Origin of the sequence: Subtercola sp. Z020 (genome assembly GCF_002931235.1) — a bacterium.
Lineage (GTDB): Bacteria > Actinomycetota > Actinomycetes > Actinomycetales > Microbacteriaceae > Subtercola.
The window spans coordinates 13214-37703 of sequence record NZ_PSTT01000022.1; the positions used below are offsets into that span (position 1 = coordinate 13214).

Here is a 24490-nt window from a genome sequence, read left to right on the forward strand (position 1 = left end):
ACGGCGCCGGTGTTTGCACCGCGCCGTGCCGCCCTCCTCTCAGGAGCAGACGGTGAAGGCGGGGAAGCCGGCCCTGCTGTACTGGTCGAAGGTGAGATGAAGCCGCTCGGGCACGCCCGCCGCCGTGTTGCTCCAGAAGATCGCACCGTCGGCTGGGGTCTGGCAGAACTGGTCGCCGGGATTGGCTGCCTGGCGCTTCGGGGTCGGGGCTCCCAGGTCGAGCCACATCGCGAGACTCGCGTGCGTGCCCGCGCCGTCGTGGGGGAAGATCAGGATGGTGTCGTTCCAGGTGTAGCCCGCGAAGCTGTGGTCGGCATCGACGGACGGGCCGTGGCCGGTCGCGACGTACTCGGCGACGGTGAGGTGGTGTCGAGCCGTCTTGGAGCTCGGCTCTGCCAGGAAGAGTTCGTCGGGGTTGCTCGGATACTTCAGCATGCGACTGCCCTCGATCCACCCCATGGTTCGGGGTGCGGGGTTGCCGAGGTCGTTCCACTCCTGCAGGCTCAGCTGCCGTGCGTCTCCGTTCGTGACGGAGTAGACAGCGCTTGACCAGGAGTACTTCTGGTAGGTGGTCGCTGCGTGGGCGGGCAGCGCGGAGAGGGCGATGGGCGCGAGGAGCGCACCGGCGGCCGCGAGCAGGGTGAATTTACGGGTGAAGGACATGAGGAGAACATACTAGAGTTTTCCTCAGTAAACCACCCTGCACGAAACGGGCTAGGCGGCGTCGACCTCGGGCTCGATGATGAGGAAGAGGCCGCCGTAGGGCGGGAGGCTCACCGAGAAGCTCTGCAGGTCATCCACCCGGCCGATCTCCTCACGGGTGGTCGCGTCGACGACCGAGCGCCTCGCGATCAGCGCATCCGAGCGCACGGTGCCCTCGATCTCCTCGCCGGTGAAGTTCAGCACGGTGATCTGCAGGCGCGGGTCCTCCATGGTGGGGTCGCCCTCGTCGAGGCGGTGCACCATGACGAGCATGCCGGGGTGCGCCACCGAGGGGATGTCGACCTGGCTGGCGATGTCGAGGCCGTACGACGAGCGCAGGTCGAGAATCTGGCGCACCGACAGCGCGAACGAGCCGGGCGAGGTGAGCTGCTCGGGCAGTGAGCCGTAGAGCGAGCGGCCACGCGGCATGCCTGAACTCGACGCCGTCGCCTCGGGGAACACGTTCATGAGGTCGTGGGCGCCGCGCTCGATCCACCGGGTGTCACCCTCGGCGATCAGGTCGCGCACCTCGGAGGCGGGAACCGGCAGCATGCCGAGCAGGTCCCACGCCGAGAGGGCGAAGACACCCGGCTGCCAGGCGTTGAAGCGCACGAGGCAGAGATGGGCGGCCTGGATGCTCGGCACATCGGCATCGGTGATCGACGCCAGCGTGGTGTGGCCCTGCGTGGCCGCGATGACCGACGCCGTGGTGCAGGCGATGCCGTTCGTGGTGAACACCATGTTGTAGTCGGCGGAGTCGCCCGTCAGCTTCTCGACGAGGTCGGCGCGCACGGTCTCGGCGAGCTGGCCGCCGGTGATCTCCTCGTCGCGGAACGGGTAGAGGTCGGCGCGGTGCAGCGTCTCCCAGTGCAGCAGCTCGTAGGTGAGCTCGTCGTGGTTCTGCAGGGCGTGCACGAGGGAGACCGGCTCGACACCCGTCTCGAGCGAGGTGCGGAGGGTCAGCCGCAGGAACTCGGTGTCGCCCATCGCCAGCGCGTGCTGGTAGGCCGGGCGGTTGATGAAGTCGTACGACAGGTCAGCTCCGACGCGGCCGGTGTCGCGGATGTCCTCCATCGTCAGGTTGAGCTCCTGGAAGCTGAAGCCACCGACCTTTCTCACCATGCCGGCGATGAGGTGGTTGGCCGCCTCGGAGAGGGGGTGGCCCTCCGACCAGGCCGGGCTGCCCGAGGCGCTCTTCTCCACGCCGAGGAAGCCGTTGGCGTCGAGGCGCAGGGCGCTCGAGCCGAGGTCGCCGAGGGAGTGCAGGGCGTCGCCGATGACGAGGCGCATGCCGGCGAAGGTGGGGTCGAGCCAGTTGATCGAGGGCTGGCCCTGCTTGAAGTAGTGCAGGTACACCCAGCGCCGGGTGATGCCGTCGACGCCCAGCACCGGGCCCGTGGCGCTCCAGTTGGTCTCCTTGAGGCCGGGGGAGTAGAAGATGACCCGCTGCAGCTCACCGATGATGAAGCCCTGCTCGGCGAGGGCGTGCTCGGTCTCCTTGTTGAGGTTCACCGAGTCGCGGCCGGCCGGCACCTCGGGCAGGAGCCCCCAGCTCTCTTCGGGGATCTCGACCATGTGGTAGATGCCGGGGTAGTCCTTGTACGCCATCTCGGCGAGCCGGAAGTCTGCGCCCTTGCCGGTGTGGCCGGGCACGATGTCGTCGATGACGCTGCCGCCGTGCTGGTCGGCGACGTCGGAGAGCAGGCGGAACTCGTCTTCCGACCCGAAGGCCGGGTCGATCTGGGTGGAGATGCGGTCGAAGTGGCCGTCGACGCTGCCGGTCTGCGTCCACCCCGTGATGCCGCCGGCCCGCTTGACCGGCCCGGTGTGCACGGCGGAGATGCCGATGGTCTCGAAGGCCTCCCAGAGGCGCTCGTCACCGAGGGCGCCGAGGTAGGAGACGCCGGGCTCCGTGATCAGGGAGATCGGGTAGGCGGTGAACCAGACGGAGGCGGTGCGGATGGCCCGCCGGGCATCCGGCCGGGCGTAGGGGTTACGCCACATGCTCGGCTGGCCGGAGAGACCGCGGGAGAGCACCTGGGCGTCGCGGAGCATCGACTGCCGGATGAGCCATTCGACGTAGGAGACGTTCGACGCATCGGCCGACCGCGGATCGGAGAACGACCGCTGGATGCGGCTGGCGCGCAGGTTCGCCCGCGGTCGGAGACGCGGGGGGCGAGCGGGGTAGAGCTCGCCGTCGAAGGTGATCTCGGCGGCGGGTTCGATCGCGGGTTCGGTCGATTCTTCTTCGGTCATAGCCCTATCTTTCCCTCTCTCGGAGGTGGTTGCGTGCATTCGATCCAATAACACCGGATCGGCGCCGGATGTGCACCGGGTTGACACGCTCGCCGCGACATCCGGCGCATGTAATATGTCACATATGGCTGAACCCGATGTCTCGAGCACCCTGCACCTGAACCTCCTGTTGAACGCCAATGGGGGCAACCATTCCGCCTGGCGCGTCGCCGACGATCCGGTCGCGAACGTGCTGGGCCTGAAGAACTACATCGCCACCGCGCAGGCCGCCGAACGCGCGAAGTTCGACGCCGTCTTCCTGGCCGACAGGCTCGCCTTCGTGGAGAACCCGGCCGGCTGGCTGTGGTCGCCGCTCGAACCGATCACGACCATGTCGGCCGTGGCGTCGCACACCGAGCGGATCGGGTTGATCGTCACAGCCTCGACCACGTTCATCGAGCCCTACAACCTGGCTCGGATGCTCGGCTCGCTCGACCACTTCAGCAACGGGCGCGTGGGCTGGAACATCGTGAACGGCTACAACCCCGATGCCGCCCGCAACTTCGGGCTCACGGAGTTGCCACCGCGGGAGAAGCGCTACGACCGCATGTACGAGTTCATCGAGGTGGTGAGCGCACTCTGGGACAGCTGGGACGACGACGCCATCGTCGCCGACCGCACCTCGCACCGCTATGTCGATCCCGAAAAGGTGCACCGCATCGACCACGTCGGCGAGCACTTCCGCGTGGCGGGCCCGTTCAACGTGCCGCGCTCGCCGCAGGGGCGGCCCGTCTACATCCAGGCCGGGCTCTCGGCCGACAATCGCGAGTTCGCCGGGGCGATCGGCGAGGGCGTGTACACGAACCTCCAGTCGGTGGAGGAGGGCGTCGTCTTCACGCAGGACGTCAAGCGCCGGGCCCGCCTGCACGGCCGGAACCCCTCGCACGTACTGGTGCTGCCGGGCCTCGTTCCGCACGTCGGGAGCACGATGGCGGAGGCGCTGAGGCAGCAGGAGGAGGTCGTCGAGGCCTCCGACCCCGACGGCCTGCTGCACTCGCTGAACGTGATGTACGGCACGCAGTACGCGGGGCTCGGCATGGACGACGTCGTGCCGGCCTCCGAGCTGCCGGAGCGGAGTTTCACGATGGTCTCCACGCCCGGGGTCTTCGCCCGGCTCATCCGCGACCGGGAGACGACGGTGCGCGACCTGCTCCGCCTGATGGACGTGGATGCCCACCGGGTGCTCGTCGGAACGCCGGAGTCCATCGCCGACGACTTCGGTCGGTGGCTCGGGGCGGGCGCCTCCGACGGTTTCACGATCATGCCCTCCCTGCTGCCGTCGGGGTTCGAGGACTTCGCAGACCAGGTGGTGCCGGTGCTGCAGGAGCGGGGTCTGTTCCGTCGCGAGTACGAGGGGGAGACGCTCCGCAGCCACTACGGACTGCCCCGACCGGTCGTCGACCGGGGATGATGTCAGAGTGGCCCAACTGACATATCACATGTAACATGGAACCCATGCTGACCGTCGCGGACTGCCACAACGACCTTCTGATGTCGGTTCTCGCCCAGCGCGAGGCCGGTGTGGCCGAGCCGTTCGGCGACTTCTGGCTGACCGAGCTGGAGCAGGGCGGCGTGACCGTACAGGTGCTGCCCATCTACACCTCGGAGGCGTTCGTTCAGGAGGCGGCCCTCCGCCGCTGCCTGCTGATGATCGACGAGGCGCACCGACTGGCCGGCCTCTTCGCCGACCGGGTCGCCATTGCCTTCACTGGCTCCGACATCGAGGCGATCACCGCCTCGGGACGCATCGCGCTCGTGCTCGCCATCGAGGGCGCCGAGCCGGTCGGCCGCGACCTCGGCGTGCTCCGCGCGCTGTACAGGGCGGGCATCCGGATGCTCTCCCTCACCTGGAACCGGCGCACGATGCTCGCCGACGGGGTGGGCGAAGAAGACACCGGTGGCCGGCTGACCACGCTCGGCCGCGACGTCGTTCGCGAGATGGAGCAGCTCGGCATGGTGCTCGACGTCTCGCACCTGTCGCGGAACGGATTCTGGGACGTGGTGTCGCTCGTCGAGAAGCCGTTCGTCGCCTCGCACTCGTCGGCGAACGATGTCTTCGCACACCCCCGCAACCTCGGCGACGACCAGCTGGTCGCGATGCGGGAGGCCGACTCGCTCGTCTGCGCGAACTCCTACGGCCCGTTCCTCGGCGCTCCCTTCACGACCGCCCGGTTCGTCGACCACATCGAGCACCTCGTGGGTGTGCTGGGCGAGAACCGGGTCGGCCTCGGCCTCGACTTCATTCTGGATGTCTACGACGTGACGGATGCCGCGAGCGGCGACCACCGGCATCCGAACCACAATCTCGACCTGCTCGAGAACTTCGTGCGACCGTCGCAGATGGCGACCCTCACCGACGTGCTCGAGGCCCGGTTCGCGCCGGATCTCGCAGGGAAGGTCGCGAGCGGCAACCTGACGCGGTTCCTGGCCGCGCACCTCTGACACACCCCCACCACACGACGACCCCCATACGACGAGCCCCACGACACGAAGACGAGGACCCAACATGTTCCATCTCGGCTGGTTCTACAACTACGGTTTCGGCGCCTACGGGTTGAACGACCCGTGGTCGGGAAACGTGCGGCGCGATGTCGCGCATCCCGAACTCTTCATCCAGACGGCGCAGGCGCTGGAGACCGCGGGCTTCGACTACATCATGCTCGAAGACGCCTCGGTTCTGCCCGACATCCACGAGGGATCGTTCGCTCCGTCGGTGCGCGCGGGCGCCATTCGGCAGGACCCCTTTCCGCTCATCCCGCTCATCGCCGCCCAGACGAAGCACATCGGCATCATCGGCACCATGGCGACGAGCTTCTACCCGCCGTTCATCGGGGCGCGACTCATCAACACCCTCGACCACCTGACCGGCGGCCGGGTGGGTGTGAACCTCGTGACAGCGAGCCCGGATGCGGCGGCCCAGAACTTCGGCCACGAGAAGCACTTCGAGCACGATCTGCGCTACCGCATGGCGGGCGAGTGGATCGAGGCCGTCAAAGCCCTCTGGAACACCTGGGATCGCGACGCCGTGAACTACGGCGACGAGCTCGGCGACTTCGCCGACCCGTCGAAGGTGCACTACGCGAACTTCCAGGGCGAGTTCTTCAGCACCCGGGGGCCGCTGAATGTGATCCCCAGCCCGCAGTACCACCCGGTGATCTGCCAGGCCGGCGGATCCGGTGTCGGCCGCGCGTTCGCCGCGGGCCACGCCGACACGATCATCGCCGCGGTGCACGGCGTCGACCAGATGCGCGAGTACAAACAGGACATCTCGCGGTTGCTGGTGGAGAAGGGCCGTGCCGTCGACGACGCCAAGCTGCTGCACCTGATCTCGCCCGTGCTCGGCGAGACCGACGACGAGGCGAACACCCGGCGGAAGGCCCAGCAGCAGAAGCGCGAGGAGTACATCGACGCGTCGCTCTCGGGCCTCAGCTACATGAGCGGCATCGACTTCAGCACCTTCGACCTCGATGCTCCGCTGCCCGAGATCGATGACCGGGTCAACGGGCACAAGTCGAGCATGGCAACCTACGTGAAGATCTCGCAGTCGGGCAAGACGCTGCGGGAGACGCTGTTGGCGCGCAGCGACGCCGAGTCGATCGAGCTCGTCGGCAGCGCGGAGACGATCGCCGACAAGATGGAGGAGACCATGGAACAGGTGGGTGGCGACGGTTTTCTGATCTCGTCGCCGGTCACACGGCGGAATGTCGCCGAGATCGCCGACGGGCTCGCTCCCGTGTTGCGGCGCCGCGGGCTGATCCGTGACGGCTATGCTCACAAGACGCTCCGTGAGAACCTGCTCGATTTCTAGGAGTGTCGACCGGGGGCGGGGGCTCTGCCGGTCTCTGACACCAGCGATGAAGGAGTGCCAGTGACGACCCAGAGCATCAGGCCGGTAGCGGTCGCCGAATCGCTGCGGAGCCACGTGGAGAAGGCGGTCGCGTCGGCCATCGTGACGGGTGAGCTGCAGCCGGGCGAACTCCTGTCGGTGCGTGCTCTCGCTGCGCAGTTCGAGGTGTCGGCGACGCCGGTGCGCGAGGCGATCCTCGACCTCGAGAAGCGCGGCTTCGTCGAGTCGGTGCGCAACAGGGGCTTTCGGGTCACCGAGGTGAGTGCCGCCGACCTGGCCGCGATCGTCGAGATGCGCCAGCTGCTCGAGCCGCCCACGATGGCGAAGGTCGCGAGCGGGTTCCCCGCCGAGCGGATGCCCGAGTTCCGCGGCCTCGCCGACGCGATCATCGACGCTTCCGACCGGGGCGACGTGAGCGACTACCTGACGGCCGACGCGGAGTTCCACCTGCGCCTGCTGGCGCTCGCCGGCAACGCCCGCATCGTCTCGGCCGTGGCGGAGCTCCGGTCGCTGACCCGCATGATCCGCATCTCGGAGATCAGGCACACCGCGGAGTTCGAGCAGTCGAACGCCGAGCACCACCTGATGCTCGACCTGATCGCCGACGGGAACGCGGCCGAGCTGGAGAAGCTGGTGCGCCGGCACGTGGGGCACGCCGCGGGCATCTGGTCGGGCCAGCAGGAGTAGCCGGGCGCGTTCGGGGGCTCCGGCGGGTGGGTGCCTCTGCGCCTCACCCGCCCCCCAGCGCCTCAGACCGCGGCGAGGCTCCGGAGGTAGGCCGCCTCTGCCACCACGAGATCCTGCCACGACATCCCGACGCCGGTGTAGAGCGCCGGGTGGCCGGGGCGGCGCACGAACTCCCCGCGCACGAGCTCTGCGGCGTTGGTGAGTGGATGCTCGGCCCACTCCGCCGCCGAGCGCGCCGGAATGAGGTCGCCCGATTCGCGCATCGCCGAAGCGCGGCCCTCCACCACGATGTCCGACCGCAGCACGAGGGTGGCATCGATCTCCCGCGCGTCGAGGCCGTGCGATCCCACGGCGGCCACGAGGGCGTGCGGCTGCACGAGAGCGCCGTCGAACACCGGAACGGTCGACGACGTCGTGCACACCACGATGTCCGCCCCGGCCACCTCCCGAGGCGTGCCGGCGGAGGCGGGGAGTCCGGATGCCCGGCAGCGCTCGACGAGCGCATGCACCGGCTCGGCGCGGCGCCCGACCACGGTCACGTGCGAGAGTTCTGCGACGGTACGGAGGGCCTCGATGTGCCGGAGCGCCTGCGGCCCCGAGCCGAAGACGACGAGCGACGAGGGGCCGGGCATCCATTCGCCCGTCGCCCTGCTCGCCGCCAGCAGATGCTTCAGCACCATCGCCGTCATCGCCGAGGTGCGCGCGAGCGTGAGCTCTGCGCCGTCGAGAACCGCGATCGGCTGCAGGGTGTGTGCGTCGAAGAGAACGTAGACGCCCTGGATCTTCGGGTACCCGGGCTGCGGAGGGCCGGAGGGAACGGTCAGCACCTTCACGCCGGCCAGGCGGGGTGTGCCGGAGGGCATCAGCAGGAATTCTCCGCGATCGAGGGGGCTGAACAGCCGGGCGCCGTCGAGTTCGGGGTCGATGTCGGTCAGCATCGCGAGTTCGAGGGCGTCGATGGCCACGGCGGGGTCGACGGCCGCCGCAACCAGGGAGAAGGGCGTCACCGGGTGTCTTTCAGTTCGCCGGCGAAATGACAGGCAGCGACGTGCCCGTCGCCGGCTGTGGGGGCCAGCGGCGGGGTGCTCGTGTGGCAGATCTCCCTGTCGAAGCCGACCGGGCAGCGCGAGGCGAACGGGCAGCCGGTGGCTGGTCGTTTCGACTGGGGCTCGCCGCGCAGCACGATGCGCTTGCGGTCGCCGCGGCGCGGATCGGGTGCGGCGGAGAAGAGGGAGACCGTGTAGGGGTGCTGGGGGTTTCTGAACAGCTCCTCCGACGTGCCGGACTCGACGATACGGCCCAGGTAGAGCACGAGGATGCGGTCGCAGAAGTACTCGGCAGCCGCCAGGTCGTGCACGATGAAGAGATACGTGAGCCCGAGGCGGCGCTGCTCGTCGGCCAGCAGGTTGAGCACCTGGGCCTGAACGCTCACGTCGAGCGCCGAGATCGGCTCGTCGAGCACGACGAGCTGGGGGCTCGGCGCGAGTGCCCGGGCGATGGCGACCCGCTGGCGCTGGCCGCCAGAGAGGCTGCCGGGCGTGCGCTCCAGGAAACGCTCTTCGAGGCCGAGGCTCGACAGGATGCTGCGCGCCAGCGATCGGCGGCCGGCCGCGTCGGAGATGCCGTGCACAGCCATCGGCTGCTCCACCAGCTGGGCGACCGTCATGCGCGGATCGAGGGAGCCGAACGGATCCTGGAAGACCATCTGGAAGGTCTTGCGGAGCTCGCGCAGCGCCTTTCCCCTGACCTTCGAGACGTCGGTGCCGTCGAGGGTGATCGAGCCCCGGTCGATGTCACCGATGCGCATGATCGCTCGGGCGAGGGTCGACTTGCCGCAGCCCGACTCGCCGACGACGCCGAGCGTCTCGCCCGGGAAGAGGTCGAAGGAGATGTCGTCGAGCACGGCGTAGCCGCCGCGACCACGGTTGTAGCTCTTCGAGAGGCCCGAGACGCGGAGGAGGGGAGCCGTGAGGGTGTCAGTGGGAGGCATCGGGCGTCCGATCGTCGGTGGGGGTCGCGGGCGGTGCGGGGTCGCCAGCGGGCGCGGGCGATTCAGGCGGTGCGGCCGACGCGGCCTCAGCGACGGGCGCAGCCGCCGCCACCTCCTCGGCACGGTGGCACTCCGACCAGTGGTCGTCGGCGGCTCCCACCATGATCTTCGGCGGGGCCACGACGGAGCAGGCATCCACGGCCCAGGTGCAGCGCGGGGAGAACGAGCATCCGGTCGGCAGGTCGGTCATCGCGGGCGGCGCCCCCGGAATCCACGCGAGCGGTTCGCTGCGGCTGCGCCCGGGTAGGGGAAGCGAGTCGAGCAGGGCGAGGGAGTACGGGTGCGAGGCATGGGCGAACAGGCTCGCAGCCGGGCTCGATTCGACGACCCGGCCGGCGTACATCACGAGCACCCGGTCGCAGAACTCCGAGACGACCCCGAGGTCGTGGGTGATCAGCACGACAGAGATGCCGAGGCGGTCGACCAGGCTGTCGAGCACTTCGAGCACCTGGGCCTGTGTGGTGACGTCGAGCGCGGTCGTCGGTTCGTCGGCGATGAGCACCGCGGGATCGTTCGCGATCGCGATGGCGATGAGCACGCGCTGGCGCATCCCGCCCGAGTACTCGTGCGGGTACTGGTTCAGCCGTGACGCCGGGTCGGAGACACCCACCGAGTTCAGCAGCTCGATCGAGCGCTCGCGGATGCGAGCACGGGAGATCTTCGGGGTGTGTTCCTTCAGAACCTCGGCGATCTGGTGCCCGATGGTCTTGACCGGGTCGAGGGAGGTCAGCGGGTCCTGGAAGACCAGCGAGAGATCCCTGCCGCGGATGCGGTCGAACTCCCGGTCGCTGAGACCGACCGTGTCGCGGCCGAGCACGCGCACGGCGCCCGACGACACCGATCCGTTGCTCGCCAGCAGACCGACGATCGCCAGCGCGAGCGTCGACTTGCCCGAACCCGACTCGCCGACGATGCCGACCTTCTCGGCTCGCCGCACGCGGAACGACACATCGCGCACGACCTGGGTGCTGCCGTAGGCCACGTGCAGGTTCTCGACCTCGAGCACGGAGTCCGTCGTGTCGGTGGGGGCCGGCAGGGCCGCCGGCGGGGTGAGGGTGCTCATGTCACGAGCCTGCTCTCTGGAGGCGGAGTCGCGGGTCGACGAAGCCGACGACCACATCGACGAGGAGGTTGACCAGAACATAGATGACAGCGCTCAGCAGGATGAAGGTCTGCACGACAGCGAAGTCCTGCCGCTGGATGCCCTGCACGAGCACCTGCCCGACGCCCGGCCAGTCGAAGATCTCCTCGACCAGCACGCTGCCGGTGATCAGGGCGGCGAGCACGACCCCGCTCGACGAGACGGTGGGGAGGAGGGCGTTGTGCAGCACGTGGCGGGTGTGGGTGCTCCACCGGCTGACACCCTTGCTCCGCACCACCGTCACGAAGGCGCCGCGGGCCGCGTCTTCGAGGTTCGCCGTGAGCAGGCGGGTGAGGAACGCGCACGGGATGACCGCCAGTGCGATCGCGGGCAGCACGAGGTGGGCGAGGGCGTCGGAGAAGGCGACGACGTTGCCGCTCAGCAGGGCGTCGACCGTGTAGAGGCCGGTGATCGTGGGTGGGGGCTGCAGGAACGACGTGAGTCGTCCCGACGGGCCCGGCAGCACCTTGAGGTTCACCGAGAAGACGAGCAGCAGCACGAGGGCGAGCCAGAACGGAGGTGTTCCGAGCCCGATGAGCGAGAAGAACTTCGCCAGAGCGCCGACGATGCCGCGCCGGTAGCTCGCGATCGTGGCGACCACGATGGCGACCACGAGCGCGAAGAGGAAGGCGTAGAGGGCGAGCTCGATCGTGGCCGGCAGCCGGGCGGCGAGAACCGCGGTGACGTCGGCGCCGTTGCTGTAGGAGTAGCCCCAGTTTCCGGTGAGGAAGCCCCCGACGTAGTCGAAGTACTGCACGATGACCGGGTCGTTCAGCCCGAGCTGCTCGCGCACGGCGTCGAGCGCCGCCTGGCCGGCCAGCGGGCCGACGATGAGTCGGGCGGGGTCTCCGGGAAGCAGACGCAGCACGGCGAACGAGATGATCGACGACAGCAGCAGGGTCTGGAGCACCCCGAGCACCTGTCGGAGGATGTAGGTGGGCATGTCAGCTCATTCTCTGGCGTGCGCCGAAGCGGTGGCGCAACTGGTCGGTGAGCAGGTTCACGGCGATCACCAGCAGCACGAGGGCCAGTCCGGGTGCGACACCGATCCACCACTGGCCGGTGAGGGCGTTCTGCAGGCCGTCCGTGATCATGGCGCCCCATTCGGCCGTCGGCGGCTGCGCCCCCACGCCGATGAAGCTGAGGCCGGCCAGGATGAGCACCACGTTGCCGAAGTTGGCCGCCATCTGCACGATGAGCGTCGTCGACAGGTACGGGGTGACGTGCCGCACGGCGATGCGGGGGAGGGAGAGGCCGATGGTGCGCGCGGCTTCGACGAACGGTTCGTTGCGGCTGCGGAGCGCCTCGGCGCGGAGGGTGCGGGCGAACACCGGCACCACCGTGACGATGATCCCGATGTTCGCGGTGATCAACCCTGTGCCGAGCGCCATGGTGACAGCGAGCGCGAGGAGCAACTGCGGGAAGGCGAGCACCGAGTCGGCGAGACGCATGAGCACCGCATCCAGCCACCGGGGCCCGAGGCCACAGGCGATCGCGACGATCAGGCCGAGCGCCCCGCCCACCAGCACCGCCACCGTCGCAGACACGATGGCGATGCCGGAGCCCACGGCGACCCGGAGGGCCACACTTCTGCCCTGCGCGTCGGTGCCGAAGAGGTGCTCAGCGCTCGGCGGCTGCAGGGAGTCGGCGACGTTCACCGTGTTCGCCTGGGTCTGCATGAACAGCCCGACGACGGCGATCACAACGAAGCCGGCGATCATCACGAGGGCCAGCACGAGCTGCCCGTCGACGCTCCGACGGGCCAGCACGCGCTTCGGCCGGGTGAGGGTGGTCATGCGTCAGCTCGTAGCCCAGGTGCGCATGTCGGTGCTCGGCGACCAGAAGTAGCCGGTCACCTTGTCGCTCATGACCACCGCGGTGGCGTCGAGGTAGAGGATGACCTTCGGCGACGCCGCGACCCAGTTCTTGGTGATCTGGGCGTAGATGCCGTCGCTGGTCGCGCTGTCGAGGGCGCTGCGGGCCTGGTCGAGCAGCTCGGTGTTCGCCGGCACGCAGATGTGGCCGGTGTTGTAGGCACTGTCGCACTGCTCGTCGTACTGCAGGTAGTACCCGGGGTTGAACACCGCAGGCCCGTCCTGCCGCAGCGCGGCCTGGCTGGTGCCGTTGTAGACGGCGTCGCCCCAGGCGCTCTCGCTCAGGGTGTTGACCGTCAGGTCGATGCCGATCTGGCCGAGACTGGACTGCAGGATGGTGGCAATCGACGCCTGGGCGGTGTCACCCGAGAGAATGTCGAGCGAGACTGCGACCGGGGTGGAGATGCCGCTCTCGGCGATCAGGGACTTCGCCTTGTCGACGTCGTAGCTGCGCGCCGCGGAGTCCGCCGCAGAGAACCCCGCCATGGTGGGCGGAATCGGCCCGTAGTAGAGCTCGCCGTAGTTGAACAGCACATTCGAGAGGATGTCGGTGTACGGGATCGCATAGGTGACCGCTTCGCGGACCTTCTCGTTGTTCCACGGCGCCTTGTCGTTCGGGAGCAGCATCTGCATGTTCGCGGTCGCGGTGCTCGCGACGACTTTCAGGCCGTCACCCGAGCCGAGCGTCGACGCCGAGTTCTTCGCGAGGCCGAAGGTCACGTCGTTCGTGTTGTCCTTCGCCTGCAGCAGCAGGGTGGAGTCGGTCTTGACCCAGCTCACGTTGATCTGGTCGGAGGCGGGCGCCTCGCCCTTGAAGGTCGGGTTCTTCACGAGCACGGCCTTGGTGCCGGGTTCGAGCGACTGCAGGGTGAAGGGCCCCGCTCCGGCGTCGTGCGACGCCAGGTATTCGTTCGGCGTGCCGGCGACGACTCCGCCGTTCGCCTCGACGATGGAGGGGTCGACGATGGATGCGGCGCCGGTCGCGAGGGCGAGGAGGAAGGCCGAGTCGGGCTTCGAGAGGGTGAAGACCACGGTCGCGGCATCCGGAGCATCGATCGAGGAGATCAGGTCGGGGTCGGTGTAGAGGTCGTTCACGATGCTCGAGCCGCACCCGGCGATCGAGATGACGCGCTCGATGGAGTACTTGACTGCGGCGGCGTCGACCGGCTTGCCGCTCGGGAAGACCCAGTCGGTGTTGAGGTCGAAGGTGTAGGTGAGGCCGTCGGCGCTCACGTCCCAGCTCTTCGCGAAGTAGGGCTTCACCTCGGTCGGGTTGATCTCGTCGGTGCCGTTCGCGTCTTTCTGGGTGCCGTACTGCACCAGCTGCGAGTACAGCACCTGCGTGAGGCGGTCGTCGTCGAGCGTGCAGCCCGATGCGGGGTCGATGGTCGAGGGGGCGATGGTGAACGCGACGTTCAGCGGCCTGTTCCCGCCCGACGTGCTCGACGTCGTCGGTGCGGTGGCGACGCAGGCCGAGAGTGCGACGGCGGCGACGGCGGCCGCAGCGACCGAGGTGATCGCCCTGCGGAGGCCGCGTCGGCCGATGCGGGCGGAGGACTGTCGAAACATTGCGGCTCCCGGGGGTGAGGGGGACAGAAAAGGTGGAGGGGTGCGGAAAGTGTTCTCGTGCAGTCTTACATGTGACATATCAGCTGCAAAGCCTCGGCTCGAAAGTTAACGCGTCTGTTACGCAAGCCGCTCGAAGAGTTCGGCCAGCAGGCGCACCCCGAAACCGGTCGCTCCGAGCGGGGCGACCCCGTATTCGCTCTCGGCCCAGGCCGGGCCAGCGATGTCGAGGTGGGCCCAGGCCTGGCCCTCGGGCACGAAGCGCTGCAGGAACATCGCTGCGGTCGAACTGCGGCTCGACGGCACACCGGGAAAGTTCTTGATGTCGGCGATCAGCGAGTCGACCTGGGTCTCGAGGTAGGCCGGCATCGGCATGTGCCAGACCTGCTCGTCGCTCGTCACCGCCGCAGCCTGCAGATTCTCGAGCAGCGCATCGTCGTTCGAGAACACGCCGGCGGTGCGGTCGCCGAGGGCGTGCACGATCGCATAGGTCAGCGTGGCGAGGTCGACGATGGCTGCCGGATGCTCGTCGGCGGCGAGGGCGATGGCGTCGCCGAGAATCAGCCGGCCCTCGAAGTCGGTGTTCAGAATCTCGACGGTGGTGCCGCCCCGCATGGTCACGATGTCGCCGGGGCGGGTGGAGAACGGACCGGGCATATTCTCCACCATCGGCAGGAACGCCTTCACGTGCAGGTTCGGGGCCAGCGTCTGCAGCAGCGTCATGGCCAGCGCCGCGGCCGCCGCGCCGGCCATGTCGTGCTTCATGCCGATCATCCCGTCGGCCGACTTCAGCGACAGCCCGCCGGTGTCGAAGGTCACCCCCTTGCCCACCAGGCAGAGATCGACGGGCCCGCCGTGGCCGTTGTGCGTGAGCGTGAGGAGCAGGGGGCGCTCGACCGATCCCCGCCCGACGGCGAGTACGCCGCCCAGGCCGAGGCGCTCGAGCTCGGCTTCGTCGCTGACGGCGACGTCGATTCCGGATGCCGCGGCGAGCGCCTCGACGCGGGCGGCGAAGCTCGACGGGGTGATGACGTTGGCGGGCTCGTTGACCAGGTCGCGGGCGACGTTGACCGCCCGGCCGACCTCGGCCCCGACGGCCCAGCCGGCAGCGGTGTCGGGGTCTGCGGCCGCGGCGCTCCAGGTGGTGCCGTGCGAGCTGGTGCCGGTGTCGCTGTCGGTGGCGCTGGCGCTGTCGGTGCCGCTGCTCGTCTCCCGGAGGAATCCGGCGGGTGCATTCTTCTGCTTGTGCTCGGTGAACGTGTAGGCGCCGAGGGTCACGCCCTCCGCTGCGGCACGGGCGATCTCCTCCGGGGTCGCCGCGACACCCTCGGGAGTGCCGAGGCGGAGCCCGTCGAGCTCGAAGGTCGCAACCGCCAGGTGCCGGAGGCGGCGCGCCGCAGCAGCCGCGGCATCCCGCAGCTCACAGAGGCCCGCCGCGCTGCGCTCGCCGAGGCCGACGAGCAGACGGGGGTGACGGTCGCCGGCGAGCAGGAGTGTCTGGCCCAGGGCGCCGGAGAAACCCGCCGCCTGCCACAGCTGTGCGTCGGCGACGGCGGTGGGCCGCTCGTCGGAGAAGACGGGGCGAGCGGTGCACTCGGGGGCGAGGGGGGACACATCGGTCACGGTGGGCTCCGGGCTCTCGGGGGAGGCGTCGGATCCGACGCGCATGTGACAGTAATATGCCATATACGACTGTGTGTCATGTGCCCGGCACCGCGCTGCAGAGGAGATGATGCTCAGATGAATGACAGCTCACCGATCCGGAGCATCCAGCAGTCGTCGAGCCTTCGGGCAGAAGTCGAGCGTGCTCTGTCGGTGGCGATCATCTCGGGTGAACTGGAGCCGGGAACCGTGGTCTCCGTACCGGGTCTGGCGACCCAGTTCGGGGTGTCGGCGACACCGGTGCGGGAGGCGATGCTCGATCTCGAGAAGCGCGGGTTCGTGGAGTCGGTGCGCAACAAGGGGTTCCGCATCACGAGCGTCGGCGAAGACGACCTTCGCGAGATCGTGCAGGTTCGGCGCTGGCTCGAGGTGCCGGCCATGCGCATCGCCGCGGAGCGCTTCCCGGCCGATCGTCTGCCCGAGTTCCGCGAGCTCGCGGACCAGATCATCCGTTCGGCGGCCACGGCCGACTTCGCGGCCTACCTGGCCGCCGACTCGCGGTTCCACCTCGCCCTCATCGCGCTGACCGGCAACCGCCGCCTCGTCGGCCTCGTCGAGGAGCTGCGGAGCCAGACCCGCATGGTGGGCCTCGCCGACCTGAAAGACACGCGGGAGCTCGAACAGTCGGCGAACGAGCACCACGTGCTGCTCGACCTGCTCGTCGCCGGCGACGCCGACGCGGCCGAGACCCTGATGCACTCGCACATCGGCCACGTGCTCGGCTGGTGGGCGGGGCGCGCAGAAGACCACCCCGAGACCGCCGACGACGCCTCCGCCGACGACGCATCCGCCGACGACGCCTCCACCGACGACGCCTCCTCCGTCCACCGCACCTCCCACCCAGAAATGAGCGTCACGCAGTGAAGACCGCCCTCACCCTCGGCCCGACAACCGGCAACTACACCCCCGCTGTGCGGGTCGGCGACCTCTGGTACCTCAGTGGCCAGGCCGCCTTCGACGAGGCGGGCGGAGTGGTGCCGGGCGGCATCAGGGAACAGACCGCGGCGACCCTCGAGAACACCCGCACGCTGCTCTCGGCCGCCGGGCTCACCCTCGGCGACCTGGTGTCGGTCACGGTGTACCTGACGAGCATGGCCGACTGGGCCGGCATGAACGAGGTCTACGGCTCGTTCTTCCCCGAGGGCACGATCCTGCCGGCGCGCACGGCCGTCGCGGTGAGCGGGCTGGCCGAGGGGCTGCTGGTCGAGATGACGTGCATCGCCGACGCGAGCGGTCAGGGAGGGGGAGCGGCCTGATGGGCGACGCGACCGCCGCTGCCGCCGCGACCGCCGCCGCTGCGCCACAGGTCTTCCCGGCCACCGCACTGCTCGGGGCAGGCTCCATGGGGCAGGCCGTGCTGGCCGGGCTGCTGCGGCCCGACGTTCGGGTCGAGGGCGGCATCAGGGCGACCACGAGGTCGGTGGAGCGCGCGTCGACGGTGCCCGGGCATCCGGATGTCACCGTCGGCAGCACCGAGACCGACCCACGGGCGAACCTCGTCGCCGTGACGGGTGCCCGCATCGTCATCGTCGGCGTCAAGCCGTACATGGTGACCGAGCTTCTCGCCGAGATCGCGCCGTCGCTCGCGCCCGACGCCATCGTCGTCAGCCTCGCCGCCGGAGTGACGCTCGACGTGTTCGAGGGCGCGCTGCCCGCGTCGGTCGCCGCGGTGCGCGCCATGCCGAACACGCCGTCGCTGGTCGGCAGGGGAGTCACCGGGCTGGCCAGGGGTGCCCGCACGAGCGACGAGCAGTTCGCGCTCGTCACAGCGCTCTTCGAGCTGGTCGGCGAGGTCGTGGCGGTGCCCGAGGGCGAGATCGATGCGGTGAGTTCGATCTCCGGATCGGGCCCTGCGTACTTCTTCTACCTCGTCGAGCAGCTCACCGCCGCTGCGGTCGCCAAGGGATTCACGCCCGAGCAGGCGGCGACCCTGGTGAACGGCACGTTCATCGGTGCCGCCACGCTGCTGCAGCAGACGGGGGAGCAGCCGGCCGAGCTCCGCCGACGCGTCACGAGCCCCGGCGGCACCACAGAGCAGGCGCTCCGCGTGCTCGGCGAGGCAGACCTCGGGGGCCTCTTCACGCGCGCGACCGACGCCGCCGTGGCCCGCTCCCGCGAGCTCGCCTCCGGCGCCTGACCCCGACCCCCGCCCCTCAGGTCGGCAGGCCGGCCTGGATGACGGTGCGGGGGCGCGCCTCGTTCCAGAGCAGCGCGCTCTCGTCGAAGGGGTTGCCGTCGAGCACCAGCAGGTCGCCCACAGCGCCCGGCGCGATGCGGCCGAGGTCGGGTCGCTGCAGCAGGTCGGCGTTCACGCTCGTCACCGAGCGCAGCACGTCTGCCACCGGCTCGACCTCCAGCTGCAGCCGGATGCCCTGCAACTGGTCGTTCGCCAGGGCCGACATCAGGTCGCTGCCGAAACCGATCCGCACACCCGCGGCCCGGGCGATCTCGATCGCGGTCTTGCCGGCCGAGAGCACCTCCTGGTTCTTCGCCCGTGAGACCGGGTTGAGGTTCACCTCGTCGCCGCGCCGATTCATCGCGTCGTAGGCCGCGAGCGTCGGCACGAGGAAGGCCCCGTGCGCCGACATCAGCCCGGCCGCCTCCGCATCGAGCAGGTTGCCGTGTTCGATCGACCGGATGCCGTTGGTCACCGAGTGGATGATCGCCTCGGGCGAGTAGGCGTGGGCGGCCACGTAGCTGCCGCGCCTCGTCGCCTCGTCGGAGACCGCCAGCAGCTCCTCCGACGAGTACTGCGGCACCCGGATCGGATCGGTCAGCGACACGACCCCGCCCGAGGTCATCACCTTGATGGCGTGCGCCCCGGTGTGGAACCTCCGGCGCACGGCACGGCGCAGGTCATCCACCCCGTCGACGACCTCGTTCATGTGCCCCCCGTGGAAGCACAGGTCGAGGTCGCCGGGGCGGGGGTCGCCGTGGCCCCCGGTCTGGCTGAGCGCCGGCCCGGTGTACAGGTACCGGGGTGAGGCGAACAGGCCCTCGTCGATGGCGCGCGCCAGGCCGATGTCACCGCCAGCCACATCTCGAACGGTGGTGAAGCCCCGCCGCAGTGCATCCGCCAACCGATGCGTTCCCATGATGGAGACGTAGCTGAGCGGGCGCAGCTCGAGCTCCATGCCGCCCATCGCGGTGCTGTAGGCGTGGAAGTGCGCATCGATGAGGCCGGGCACGACAGTGCGTCCCTTCGCATCGAGCACCCGGCCGACGGGGGTGAGGCCCGGGCCGACCTCGGCGATCACTCCGTCGACGACTGTGATGTCGGCCTCGGTCAGGTCGTCGGAGGTGCCGTCGAAGACGAGGGCGTTCGTGACGGTGAGGGTGCCGGTGGCGCGGCTCATGCCGCGGCACCGCGGAGCGAGGCGGTGGCCGCGGCATCCAGAGTCCAGGTCGCGGTGTCGACGACGACACCGTACTCGGCGGCCGCCGCCGAAGCGCTCACGAAGCCGTTGACGACATCGAGCAGCACCCGCTCGGGTTCGCGTTCGAAGGGGTCGCCGTAGCCGCCGCCGCCGCCGGTGATGTTCGCGAGAACATCTCCGTCGACGAGGTGGTTGTAGCTGCCGCCCTGGGTGACCTCGCGATCGGTACCCGGGTTCAGAACGATCTTCGCGCTGGCACCCTCGCGGCCACCCTCCATGGCCCACGGAGGCGACTTCGTCTTGTAGACGAGGCAGATACCGGTGGAATCGTTGGTGAAGCGGTAGACCCGGCTGACACCGACGCCGCCCCTGTGCCGACCGGCGCCACCGGTGTCGGGAACGTAGCCGTACGACTCGATGATCATCGGCGACTTCGTCTCGAGGATTTCGACGGGGTTGTTGCGGCAGCCGGGCTCAGACAGGTGCATGATGCCGTCTTCCCCGTCGCCGCCCGCATGGCCGCCGAACCCCACCGCCTCGTTGGTCGCCTCGAGCCACGCTTCGCCGTTGCGGGGGTTCACGCCGAGGCCCATCATCGACGAGACGTCGCCGCCCGAGCTCGCGGGCACCCGGTCGGGCATGCCCTGCGCGAGCGCTTTCAGCACGACCTCGCCGGCGAGCAGGCCGGTCCAGAGGGTGAAGGTCGGCATCGGGGGCACCGCGTGCATGACCGATCCGGGCACCGTGACAACCCGCAGCGGGCGGAAGTTGCCGGCCACGACGGGCGTGTCGGGGGTGGTCATCGACTTGAAGATCAGGGCGCAGAGCGCCTCCGTCTGGCCGACGGGGAGGTTGATCGGGCCGCGCACCCCCATCTCGCTGCCCGTCCAGTCGATGACCATCTCGTCGTCGGTCACCGTGACGGTCACGTTCATGGCGATCATCCGGTCGAGGTCGACACCGTCGTTGTCGACCCAGTCGCGCGCGGTCCAGGTGCCCTTCGGCAGCCGCGCCAGGGCGAGGCGGGCGAGGCGCTCGCCGTGGTCGTTGATCGCCACCATGACGTCGAGCAGTTCGTCGACGCCGTACTTCGCCGCCACCTCCTGCGTACGCCTGACTCCCGTGACGCAGGCAGAGACCTGGGCCTGGATGTCGCCGATCGTCTGCTTGGGCATGCGCGAGTTGAAGCGGATCAGGTTGAAGATGTCGTCGTTGATGACCCCGCCGCGGTAAAGCCTCGAGACCGGGAAGAAGATGCCCTCCTGCGACATGTCGGTCGAGTCGAGAACGTACCCGGCGTCTTTCTGTTTCAGGTCGAGCACATGGATGCGGCACGAGGTGTAACCGATCAAGCGCCCGTCGACATGGATGGGAGCGAACACCAGCGGGTCGAGGGTGTGCGCGCTCGACCAGTACGGGTAGTTCAGAATGAAGACGTCGCCGGGCATCATCTTGTCGGCACCGATGAACTCGATGCCCTTCTTGATGCCGTGGTCGTTGCCGCGGGTGAAGATGGCGATGCCGGGAGCGTCGGCGACGACATCGCCGTTCGCGTCGTGCACCCCGATGCCGTAGTCGTGGATCTCGTAGACCACGGTGTTGTAGGCGGTGCGGCAGAGGTTCCGGGCCATCTCCTCGGCGGCGGAGAGCAGTGCGTGCCGAACGATCTCGATGGTGATTGCGTCGCTCACAGGGCGGCTCCTTCGGTGCTGATGCTGATGGTGAGTTCGCCGTAGCCGCCGACCTCGAGCCGGTCGCCGGCGTGCAGCACGGTGGTGGCGGTGTGCTCGGCGACGACCGCAGGCCCGGCGATCACGTCGCCGGCCCACAGCTGCTCGCGTGCGTACAGCGCATAGCTCTCACCCGCGTCGCTGAACACGTGCACATCGCGGCTGCCGAGCGGTTCGGGGGCTCCGGATGCCCGGCCCCCGAGTTTCGGCAACTCCGGTTTCGCCACAACGCCCACCGCCCTCAGGCGCACCGTGGTGACCTCGATCGGGTCGTCCATGACGTGGCCGTAGAGGCGTTCGTGCAAGACGGCGAACGCCTCGGTGAGGAGGGTCACGATGTCGCCCTCGCCGGCAGGGAAGGGCACGGTGGCGGAGTGCTCCTGGCCGCTGTAGCGCACGTCGACCGTGCGGTGCAGCTGCTGCCGCCCGGCCTCGAAGCCCTCCTCGGCCAGCACCTGGTGCGCTTCGGTCTCCATCGCGCTGAACGCGTCGCTGAAGAAGGTGCGGTCGAGATCGCCGAGCGCGACCACAGAGGTGCGGGCGAAGTCGTGCTGAACGTCGGCCATCAGCATCCCGAGCGCCGAGAACGCGCCCTGCCCGGGCGGCACCACCACCGTGGGGATGCCGAGCTCGCGCGCCACATCGACGGCCACGAGACCGCCGCCGCCGCCGAACGAGAGCAGGGCGAAGTCTTTCGGGTCCCGCCCGAGCTCCACCGTGATGGCGCGCACGGCGCCCACGATCTTCGTGTTCGAGATGCGCACGACGCCACGGGCGAGCTCGGTGGGGGAGAGCCCGAGCCGGGTTGCGATCGCGGTCATCGAGGCGGTCGCGGCAGCGTGGTCGAGGTGGAGGTCGCCGCCGAGCGGCGAGTCGGTTCCCATGTAGCCGAGCACGAGGGCGGCGTCGGTGAAGGTGGGCTGGATGCCACCCCGACCGTAGGCGGCCGGGCCGGGGCTGGCACCGGCGCTCTGCGGGCCGACCTGCAGTGCACCCGCCTCGTCGAGCCAGGCGATCGATCCGCCACCCGCTCCGATGGTGTGGATGTAGAGCGACGGCGTGTTGATCGGCAGGCCCTCGAACTCGGCGCCCTGGTACATGACGGGTTCGCTGTCGAGGATGAGCGAGGCATCCAGGCTCGTTCCGCCCATGTCGATCGTGATGAGGTTCGGGGTGTCGATGAGTTTTGACAGGGCGGCCGCGCCGATGACGCCGCCGGCCGGACCGGAGAGGATCAGGTTCACCGGCTGCTCGCTGGCCGCGTCGGCTGTCATCGCTCCGCCACCCGATCGCGACATCAAAAACTGGCCGGTGAAGCCGTCGGCGTCGAGTTCGCGTTCCAGGTCTTTCAGGTAGCTGCGCACGATCGGCTTGATGTACGCGTCGAGCACCGCCGTGCTGGTGCGCTCGTACTCGCGGTACTCGCGGGAGAGCTGGTGGGAGAGGGTGACGGCGACATCGGGTGCGAGTTCGGCCAGAACATCCTTCATCGCCAGCTCGTGCGCCGGGTTCGCATAGGCGTGCAGAAAGGCGACAGCAACGGCTTCATAGCCGCCCGCGGCGATCTGCGCGGCGACCTCCCGGGCGTTCTGCTCGTCGAAGGGAAGGGCGACGCGGCCGTCGAAGTAGCTGCGTTCGCGCACCTCGAAGGTGTCTCTGCGCTCCAGGAGCGCGGCGGGCTTGCGGTAGGTGATGTCGTACATCGCGCGGCGGTCTGTGCGGCCGAGGAGGTACACATCCCGAAAGCCGGCGGTCGACACGACGGCGATCTTCGCGCCGGTGCGCGTCAGCAGGGAGTTGAGCCCGAGCGTCGTTCCGTGGTTGAACATCGACACGCTGCCGAGGTCGGCCTCGGCCTTGTCGAAGCCGTTCAGCACTCCGCGCGTCGGTGCCTCGGGGGTGGTGGCGACCTTCTCGAACCGCATCTCCCCGGTCGCCGGGTTCAGCTTCACCACGTCGGTGAAGGTTCCCCCGACATCGATTGCCACTCTGACATCGTTCTGCATCTCGGCTGGATCCTTTCGGGAGCGGGTCTCTTCGTGATAGTAATATGTCACACTTTAGATGTCACGTAACGATCCATGATGAGGAGTTCGATGATCAGAACGACGCTGTTCCTGAAGACCACACCCGAGAATGCGAGTGACGTGCTGAGTGTCTACGAGCAGTACGACATCCTGCAGTATTCGCTCGACCACTCCGAGGCGACGGCGTCGGAGCTCTCCATCGCGACCGACGACGGGGGGTACATCCTCGTGACCGCGCTGTGGCCGTCGGTCGAGGCCTACCAGGGCTGGCTCGACAATCCCGAGCGGGATCGCACCGGAGCCATCCTGAACGAGCTCCTGAGCGACGCCGTCGGCGTCGGTCGCACCTTCGAGATACGACAGTCGGTTTCGAAGTGATCGTGCACCCTGCTGTCACACGCCCGTAATACACCGAGACATGCCTGAAATATAGCATGTGACATATTACTAAGGCACCCATTCATTCCTTCAAGGCCAGGAGGCCGTAATGCATTCACGACGTCACGCCGTCATCGCCAAGGTGGCGGTGGTCACCGCTGTCTCAGCCCTCGCCCTCACCGCCTGTTCCTCCGACGGAGCCGACTCCGCTTCGAGCACAGGCAAATCCAGTTACAAGGTCGCCGTTCTGCTCGCCTCGTCGAACAACGGCTACAACCAGGCCGTCTACACCGGTGTCGAGAACGCCGTCAAGGCGTCAGGCCTCGACATCGAGCTGCAGCTGCTCGACGGCCAGTTCGACAGCAACGTGCAGCTCTCGCAGCTGCAGAACGCCGGAACCCAGGGCCAGGTCGACGGAATCATCGTCGTGCCGAACGACGGCCCCGGCCTCGCCGCGGCGTTCCCGCTCGCCAACCCGGTGCCGGTCGCGACGGTGCTCGCCCCGATCGGCGCCGACATCGACGAGATGCAGCCGCAGGTGGAGGGCGTCGTGTCGACCGTCTCCGTGCCGCCGTCGGATGCTGCCACAAAGCAGGCCGAAGCCGTCGTGGAGTACTGCGCCGACATCAACCCCTGCAACACCGCGCTGCTGCTCGGCTTCCTCGCCACTCCGCTCGACGTCGCCCGTGTCGCCGCCTACAACGCCGTGCTCTCGCAGCACAGCAACATCAAGGTCGTCGCGACCACGGAGGGTGGTTACGACAAAGACAAGTCCCTCACGGCGATGACGAACGTGCTGCAGTCCAACCCCGACATCGACGTCGTTCTCTCGAACGCCGACCAGGACTCGGCGGGCGCCGAGATCGCCCTCGAGAACGCCGGCATCGACCCCTCGACGGTGTACCTCACCGGCGGTGGCGGAACGACCTACGCCGTCGACGGAGTGCGCACGGGCAAATGGGCGGCGGACTACATCAACTTCCCGGTGAGCATGGGCTCTGCCGCCCTCGACCAGGTCGTGAACGCGATGACCGGCAAGGAGGTCACCGCCTGGGTGGATGCCGACAAGGTCCAGCCCGACGGCGTCGAGGCCTATGCCACCAAGGAGACGCTCGACAAGACGCCCGACTTCCTCGGCGAGTGGGACGGCTAGG

Annotated in this window: 21 protein-coding genes; 9 read left to right on the forward strand and 12 right to left on the reverse strand. The window is 68.8% G+C overall.

The window, feature by feature from the left end; all coding sequences use genetic code 11:
• Positions 1 to 39: 39 nt before the first annotated feature.
• Both C5B96_RS02810 and treS read right to left on the reverse strand, forming a co-directional pair.
• The gene (locus tag C5B96_RS02810) at positions 40 to 663 is read right to left on the reverse strand and encodes a hypothetical protein (RefSeq protein WP_104242759.1); all 624 of its coding nucleotides are present in this window, start codon (positions 661 to 663) and stop codon (positions 40 to 42) included.
• 51 nt (positions 664 to 714) lie between these two features.
• A complete protein-coding gene (gene treS / locus C5B96_RS02815) occupies positions 715 to 2958 on the reverse strand; it encodes a maltose alpha-D-glucosyltransferase (RefSeq protein ID WP_233188955.1) in 2244 nt (747 codons plus the stop codon).
• A gap of 124 nt (positions 2959 to 3082) precedes the next feature.
• On the opposite strand from treS, the gene C5B96_RS02820 reads away from it, so the two are divergent.
• The 4 genes from C5B96_RS02820 to C5B96_RS02835 all read left to right on the forward strand — a co-directional run bounded on the left by C5B96_RS02820 (position 3083) and on the right by C5B96_RS02835 (position 7531).
• Positions 3083 to 4408, forward strand: coding sequence for an NtaA/DmoA family FMN-dependent monooxygenase (locus tag C5B96_RS02820; RefSeq protein WP_104242763.1), 1326 nt, complete (start codon positions 3083 to 3085; stop codon positions 4406 to 4408).
• Positions 4409 to 4452: 44 nt separating this feature from the next.
• Complete coding sequence (locus C5B96_RS02825) at positions 4453 to 5439, forward strand: dipeptidase (RefSeq protein WP_104242813.1); 987 nt, start codon at positions 4453 to 4455, stop codon at positions 5437 to 5439.
• Positions 5440 to 5503: 64 nt separating this feature from the next.
• The gene (locus C5B96_RS02830; RefSeq protein ID WP_104242765.1) at positions 5504 to 6805 is read left to right on the forward strand and encodes an NtaA/DmoA family FMN-dependent monooxygenase; all 1302 of its coding nucleotides are present in this window, start codon (positions 5504 to 5506) and stop codon (positions 6803 to 6805) included.
• Positions 6806 to 6865: 60 nt separating this feature from the next.
• Positions 6866 to 7531 (forward strand): GntR family transcriptional regulator, encoded by a 666-nt coding sequence (locus C5B96_RS02835; protein WP_104242767.1) that lies wholly within the window; start codon positions 6866 to 6868, stop codon positions 7529 to 7531.
• 62 nt (positions 7532 to 7593) lie between these two features.
• Here C5B96_RS02835 and C5B96_RS02840 read toward each other — a convergent pair whose 3' ends face one another.
• The 7 genes from C5B96_RS02840 to C5B96_RS02870 all read right to left on the reverse strand — a co-directional run bounded on the left by C5B96_RS02840 (position 7594) and on the right by C5B96_RS02870 (position 15830).
• Positions 7594 to 8538: an ornithine cyclodeaminase family protein gene (locus C5B96_RS02840; RefSeq protein WP_233188956.1), complete on the reverse strand. Its 945-nt coding sequence runs from the start codon at positions 8536 to 8538 to the stop codon at positions 7594 to 7596.
• Positions 8535 to 9521, reverse strand: coding sequence for an ABC transporter ATP-binding protein (locus C5B96_RS02845; protein WP_104242769.1), 987 nt, complete (start codon positions 9519 to 9521; stop codon positions 8535 to 8537). The genes C5B96_RS02840 and C5B96_RS02845 overlap by 4 nt, the downstream gene beginning before the upstream one ends.
• The gene (locus C5B96_RS02850; protein ID WP_158507102.1) at positions 9508 to 10644 is read right to left on the reverse strand and encodes an ABC transporter ATP-binding protein; all 1137 of its coding nucleotides are present in this window, start codon (positions 10642 to 10644) and stop codon (positions 9508 to 9510) included. The genes C5B96_RS02845 and C5B96_RS02850 overlap by 14 nt, the downstream gene beginning before the upstream one ends.
• A gap of 1 nt (position 10645) precedes the next feature.
• Positions 10646 to 11665, reverse strand: coding sequence for an ABC transporter permease (locus tag C5B96_RS02855; protein WP_104242773.1), 1020 nt, complete (start codon positions 11663 to 11665; stop codon positions 10646 to 10648).
• 1 nt (position 11666) lies between these two features.
• On the reverse strand, positions 11667 to 12518 hold the full coding sequence (locus C5B96_RS02860; protein WP_104242775.1) for an ABC transporter permease: 852 nt from the start codon (positions 12516 to 12518) through the stop codon (positions 11667 to 11669).
• 3 nt (positions 12519 to 12521) lie between these two features.
• Positions 12522 to 14165 (reverse strand): ABC transporter substrate-binding protein, encoded by a 1644-nt coding sequence (locus tag C5B96_RS02865; RefSeq protein ID WP_158507103.1) that lies wholly within the window; start codon positions 14163 to 14165, stop codon positions 12522 to 12524.
• Between the two features lie 117 nt (positions 14166 to 14282).
• Positions 14283 to 15830, reverse strand: a complete 1548-nt coding sequence (locus tag C5B96_RS02870) for a M17 family metallopeptidase (RefSeq protein WP_158507104.1) — start codon at positions 15828 to 15830, stop codon at positions 14283 to 14285.
• 72 nt (positions 15831 to 15902) lie between these two features.
• Between C5B96_RS02870 and C5B96_RS02875 the strand changes: the two genes are divergently transcribed.
• From C5B96_RS02875 to proC, 3 genes are read left to right on the forward strand one after another with little or no spacing between them, the layout of a single operon-like run.
• The gene (locus tag C5B96_RS02875; protein WP_104242781.1) at positions 15903 to 16688 is read left to right on the forward strand and encodes a GntR family transcriptional regulator; all 786 of its coding nucleotides are present in this window, start codon (positions 15903 to 15905) and stop codon (positions 16686 to 16688) included.
• The gene (locus tag C5B96_RS02880) at positions 16685 to 17080 is read left to right on the forward strand and encodes a RidA family protein (protein WP_104242783.1); all 396 of its coding nucleotides are present in this window, start codon (positions 16685 to 16687) and stop codon (positions 17078 to 17080) included. The genes C5B96_RS02875 and C5B96_RS02880 overlap by 4 nt, the downstream gene beginning before the upstream one ends.
• Positions 17080 to 17961, forward strand: coding sequence for a pyrroline-5-carboxylate reductase (gene proC / locus C5B96_RS02885; RefSeq protein ID WP_104242785.1), 882 nt, complete (start codon positions 17080 to 17082; stop codon positions 17959 to 17961). Before C5B96_RS02880 ends, proC begins: the two co-directional genes overlap by 1 nt.
• Positions 17962 to 17977: 16 nt before the next feature.
• Here the strand turns inward: proC and C5B96_RS02890 are convergent, their stop codons facing one another.
• From C5B96_RS02890 to C5B96_RS02900, 3 genes are read right to left on the reverse strand one after another with little or no spacing between them, the layout of a single operon-like run.
• A complete protein-coding gene (locus C5B96_RS02890) occupies positions 17978 to 19180 on the reverse strand; it encodes an amidohydrolase family protein (protein WP_104242786.1) in 1203 nt (400 codons plus the stop codon).
• Complete coding sequence (locus C5B96_RS02895) at positions 19177 to 20892, reverse strand: hydantoinase B/oxoprolinase family protein (protein WP_104242788.1); 1716 nt, start codon at positions 20890 to 20892, stop codon at positions 19177 to 19179. The genes C5B96_RS02890 and C5B96_RS02895 overlap by 4 nt, the downstream gene beginning before the upstream one ends.
• Entirely contained in the window at positions 20889 to 22919 is a 2031-nt protein-coding gene (locus C5B96_RS02900; protein ID WP_199176530.1) for a hydantoinase/oxoprolinase family protein, read from the reverse strand. Before C5B96_RS02900 ends, C5B96_RS02895 begins: the two co-directional genes overlap by 4 nt.
• Before the next feature lie 108 nt (positions 22920 to 23027).
• Here C5B96_RS02900 and C5B96_RS02905 point away from each other — a divergent pair, with 108 nt between their 5' ends.
• Together C5B96_RS02905 and C5B96_RS02910 are read left to right on the forward strand one after the other, a co-directional pair.
• On the forward strand, positions 23028 to 23336 hold the full coding sequence (locus C5B96_RS02905; RefSeq protein WP_104242792.1) for a hypothetical protein: 309 nt from the start codon (positions 23028 to 23030) through the stop codon (positions 23334 to 23336).
• A 109-nt stretch (positions 23337 to 23445) separates the two neighbouring features.
• Entirely contained in the window at positions 23446 to 24489 is a 1044-nt protein-coding gene (locus C5B96_RS02910; protein ID WP_104242794.1) for a sugar ABC transporter substrate-binding protein, read from the forward strand.
• Position 24490 lies beyond the last annotated feature (1 nt).

What these genes read in the sequence shown, in the direction of transcription:
- C5B96_RS02875 (WP_104242781.1), top strand. Translation starts at nt 15,903, where the DNA reads ATGAATGACAGCTCACCGATCCGGAGCATCCAGCAGTCGTCGAGCCTT.
- C5B96_RS02830 (WP_104242765.1), top strand. Translation starts at nt 5,504, where the DNA reads ATGTTCCATCTCGGCTGGTTCTACAACTACGGTTTCGGCGCCTACGGG.
- C5B96_RS02810 (WP_104242759.1), bottom strand. Translation starts at nt 663, where the DNA reads ATGTCCTTCACCCGTAAATTCACCCTGCTCGCGGCCGCCGGTGCGCTC.
- C5B96_RS02870 (WP_158507104.1), bottom strand. Translation starts at nt 15,830, where the DNA reads ATGCGCGTCGGATCCGACGCCTCCCCCGAGAGCCCGGAGCCCACCGTG.
- treS (WP_233188955.1), bottom strand. Translation starts at nt 2,958, where the DNA reads ATGACCGAAGAAGAATCGACCGAACCCGCGATCGAACCCGCCGCCGAG.
- C5B96_RS02825 (WP_104242813.1), top strand. Translation starts at nt 4,453, where the DNA reads ATGCTGACCGTCGCGGACTGCCACAACGACCTTCTGATGTCGGTTCTC.
- C5B96_RS02860 (WP_104242775.1), bottom strand. Translation starts at nt 12,518, where the DNA reads ATGACCACCCTCACCCGGCCGAAGCGCGTGCTGGCCCGTCGGAGCGTC.
- C5B96_RS02820 (WP_104242763.1), top strand. Translation starts at nt 3,083, where the DNA reads ATGGCTGAACCCGATGTCTCGAGCACCCTGCACCTGAACCTCCTGTTG.
- C5B96_RS02850 (WP_158507102.1), bottom strand. Translation starts at nt 10,644, where the DNA reads ATGAGCACCCTCACCCCGCCGGCGGCCCTGCCGGCCCCCACCGACACG.
- C5B96_RS02910 (WP_104242794.1), top strand. Translation starts at nt 23,446, where the DNA reads ATGCATTCACGACGTCACGCCGTCATCGCCAAGGTGGCGGTGGTCACC.
- C5B96_RS02890 (WP_104242786.1), bottom strand. Translation starts at nt 19,180, where the DNA reads ATGAGCCGCGCCACCGGCACCCTCACCGTCACGAACGCCCTCGTCTTC.
- C5B96_RS02845 (WP_104242769.1), bottom strand. Translation starts at nt 9,521, where the DNA reads ATGCCTCCCACTGACACCCTCACGGCTCCCCTCCTCCGCGTCTCGGGC.
- C5B96_RS02865 (WP_158507103.1), bottom strand. Translation starts at nt 14,165, where the DNA reads ATGTTTCGACAGTCCTCCGCCCGCATCGGCCGACGCGGCCTCCGCAGG.
- C5B96_RS02855 (WP_104242773.1), bottom strand. Translation starts at nt 11,665, where the DNA reads ATGCCCACCTACATCCTCCGACAGGTGCTCGGGGTGCTCCAGACCCTG.
- C5B96_RS02905 (WP_104242792.1), top strand. Translation starts at nt 23,028, where the DNA reads ATGATCAGAACGACGCTGTTCCTGAAGACCACACCCGAGAATGCGAGT.
- proC (WP_104242785.1), top strand. Translation starts at nt 17,080, where the DNA reads ATGGGCGACGCGACCGCCGCTGCCGCCGCGACCGCCGCCGCTGCGCCA.